This window comes from Clostridium sartagoforme AAU1, from assembly GCF_000401215.1.
GTDB lineage: Bacteria > Bacillota > Clostridia > Clostridiales > Clostridiaceae > Clostridium > Clostridium sartagoforme.
Map to the genome: position 1 here is coordinate 1 of NZ_ASRV01000075.1, position 3,331 is coordinate 3,331.

The window sequence follows — 3,331 nt, forward strand, 5'->3', positions numbered from 1 at the left end:
CCAAACAAAAGATATATATGTTATTATTTATATATAAGCCAATAATTGGTATATAATTAAATATATTTCAATAGTAAATAATAATAAAACTATTTTTGAAAAGAGAGAAGATAAATTGAATAAAAGAATCAAATTTTCAATAGGAATTATATTTGTCTTAATAGGTATAATTATAATGGGATATTTATTTAGATTAGATAGATTTGGATCATCAAAAATTTCATGGGTTGATTGCATAAAAATAAATAATAGCATATATTATAGTAGCTATGTAAGAGAAATAGTGGAAGGGACTTTAATTGATGAAAAAATAGGAGAAGTAAGGTTTAATATTTCTGAAAAGGTTACCAATGATAGGTATAGGTTTAGGAATGGAGATGCAACTTTTTTAAAAGAAAAAACAGAAATATATAGCTTAAAATCAGAAGATAAAGCTATAGCTGTAAAAATTGACGATAAGTATTATATATACAATACTTATCCATAGAATGATATGACAAGTGATGGATATAAAATTGTAAAATTAATTAGAAGAAAATGAAATAGTAATTTAACTATTAATATAAGAGGAGAGATTATTTTTGGAAAGGAAAGTGAAAAATATATACTTAATCATATTTATGATTGGATTACTACTAAATTTTATTCTATCAAAGGATGAAAGAGCATATATATTAATATCATTATTTGGACTAATTGGGTTCTTTGTAGAAACAATTTTTAATAAGCTAGATTCTAAATCAATAGCAAATGTAGAAGATGAAATTTAATAATTTAAGTAAAAAGCCAAAAAAGGATTTGTGTAATTTAATTTTACATAAATCTTTTTCGTTATATATGACTTAATAAAGTTATTTTTAAAATGATATGATAAAGAATAAAAATGGTGTAAGTAAATTAAATAAAGAGTTAAAGAAAGCTGATTTTTACACAAGTGGAAGTCAGTTTTTTATTATGTAAAAGTATAAAATTTAAAAATTGAGTAAATATGATTATTTATGTAAACTTTTTTACGTAAATGAGAAGTAGTGGAATAATTGAGGTAATGTTAAAATAAGGATATAATACAAAATAATGTTGAGAGGGAGATAACTATTATGTTATTAATTGGTGTTGATATAGGTGGAACAAAATGTGCTGTTAATTTAGGTGAAATATCCGGAGATGAAGTAAAAATCATTTATAAATGTAATATTAAGGAGACAAAAAAATATTTACCTCAAGAAATGATGGATGCTTTAGTTAAAGATATTTTATTTTGTAAAGGATTAACTAGTGGTGATGAAATACAGGGAATAGGAATTAGCTGTGGAGGGCCTTTAGATGGCAAAAAGGGAATAATAATGTCTCCACCTAATTTACCAGGATGGGACAACATTAATATAACAAAGTATTTTAAAGAAAAAACAGGGTTAAAGTCTTGGCTTTGTAATGATGCTAATGCTTGTGCTTTGGCAGAATGGAAACTTGGCGCAGGAAGAGGAACTTCTAACATGATTTTCATGACTTTTGGTACAGGCCTTGGAGCAGGTCTTATTTTAGATAACCGGTTATATTCAGGCACAAATGATATGGCTGGAGAATTAGGACATATAAGACTTAGTGAGTTTGGTCCTGTTGGCTATGGGAAAATAGGTTCATTTGAAGGTTTTTGTAGTGGAGGAGGTATTGCTCAATTAGCGAAAAGTGTAATTCTTGAAGAGCTACAAAGAGGAAATAAACCAGCCATATGTCCTGATTTATCTGAAATAGAAAACTTAACAGCTGAGAAGGTTGGAAATTTTGCTAAAAAAGGAGATGAAGTGGCAAAGAAAATTTTAAAGATAGTAGGAATAAATTTAGGTAAGGGATTATCAATTTTAATAGATTTATTAAACCCAGAAAAAATTGTTATTGGAAGTATTTTTGTTAGGTGCTATGAAGAAATTTGGCCATGGGTAAATAAAGTTATAGAGGAAGAGTCCATCCTTATAAGTAGAAAAGTTTGTCAAGTGGTGCCAAGTAAATTATCTGAATCAGTAGGGGATGTTGCAGCTTTAGTTATAGCAGAATATTATTCAAATTTGGAGGGATAAGATGAAAGCAAGAACTAAAAAGAATTTAGAAGATTTTTTTAAACGTAATAATCAATTAATTCCTATAAAGAAGGAAATCTTAGAAATTTGTGAAGCAATAACATACTGCTATGAAAATGGTGGACAAGTTTTGATATGTGGTAATGGTGGAAGCAGCTCAGATTCAGACCATATAGTAGGAGAACTTATGAAGGGTTTTTTACTGCAAAGACCTTTAGGAAAAACCTTAAGGGAAAGATTTAAGAGCCTTTATGGTGAATATGGAGAGGATATATCAAAAAAATTACAGGGATCTTTGCCAGCAATTGGCTTAAATACTCAAACAGCTCTTATATCAGCATTTAATAATGATGTAGACCCAGATTTAACTTATGCGCAACAAGTTATGGGTTATGGAAAATGTGGAGATATAGTAATTGGAATTAGTACTTCAGGTAATGCAATTAATGTTTATAATGCATTAATTACAGGTAAAGTAATAGGAGCCAAAACGATAGCATTTACAGGTAGAGATGGAGGAAGAATATCTAAAATATCTGATTATTCATTTATAGCACCAGAGAAGGAAACTTATCTTATTCAAGAATATCATTTAATGGTATATCATTTTGTTTGTATGTATGTAGAGTCTGAACTGTTTGATTTGTAATGTAAAAAAACTCTATAAGTCTATGGAAATAATAAATAAAAGGAGAATAAGAATTTTATTATGATGAAGGTTATAATTGCTGATGATGAAGTAAAAGTATGTCAACTTATATATAAGCTTATAGACTGGAAAGAATTAGATATGGAGGTCGTAGGAATTTCACATAATGGAATAGATGCATTAGAACAGGTTAAAGAAAAGAAACCAGATATAGTTATTACTGATATCCGTATGCCTGGATATGATGGAATAGAATTAATTAGACTTTGTAGAGAAATAAATGAATATATTGATTTTATTATAATAAGTGGATATGCACAATTTGAATATGCACAAAAGGTTATTAAGTATGGGGTATGTGATTATTTATTAAAACCTATAAAAAAGGAAGAACTTATTAATAATCTAGAGAAGATGAAAGAGAAATATGCAGATAGAATGAATAAGCTTACTAATGAAGAAAAGCTAAAAGCTCGTCTTAAGGTTGATATAGAGAAGCTTAGATCAAGGATTTTCACAGAAATATTACTTAACAAATCTATACAAAATTTAGATTTGAAAATTCAAAATATAAATGAAGAATATCATTATAAATTTCAAGAAGGAA

General features: G+C 27.6%; 5 protein-coding genes. All 5 read left to right on the plus strand.

Annotated features, from left to right (window positions below; translation table 11 throughout):
• Nucleotides 1-115 precede the first annotated feature (115 nt).
• Nucleotides 116-487: a hypothetical protein gene (locus A500_RS05890; RefSeq protein WP_016206675.1), complete on the plus strand. Its 372-nt coding sequence runs from the start codon at nucleotides 116-118 to the stop codon at nucleotides 485-487.
• A gap of 94 nt (nucleotides 488-581) precedes the next feature.
• Nucleotides 582-770, plus strand: a complete 189-nt coding sequence (locus A500_RS05895; protein WP_016206676.1) for a hypothetical protein — start codon at nucleotides 582-584, stop codon at nucleotides 768-770.
• Between the two features lie 327 nt (nucleotides 771-1,097).
• The gene (locus A500_RS05900; RefSeq protein WP_016206677.1) at nucleotides 1,098-2,075 is read left to right on the plus strand and encodes an ROK family protein; all 978 of its coding nucleotides are present in this window, start codon (nucleotides 1,098-1,100) and stop codon (nucleotides 2,073-2,075) included.
• 1 nt (nucleotide 2,076) lies between these two features.
• Entirely contained in the window at nucleotides 2,077-2,724 is a 648-nt protein-coding gene (locus tag A500_RS05905; protein WP_016206678.1) for a D-sedoheptulose-7-phosphate isomerase, read from the plus strand.
• 60 nt (nucleotides 2,725-2,784) lie between these two features.
• Nucleotides 2,785-3,331: response regulator (locus A500_RS05910; protein WP_016206679.1), on the plus strand; the 547-nt coding region annotated here is incomplete at its 3' end.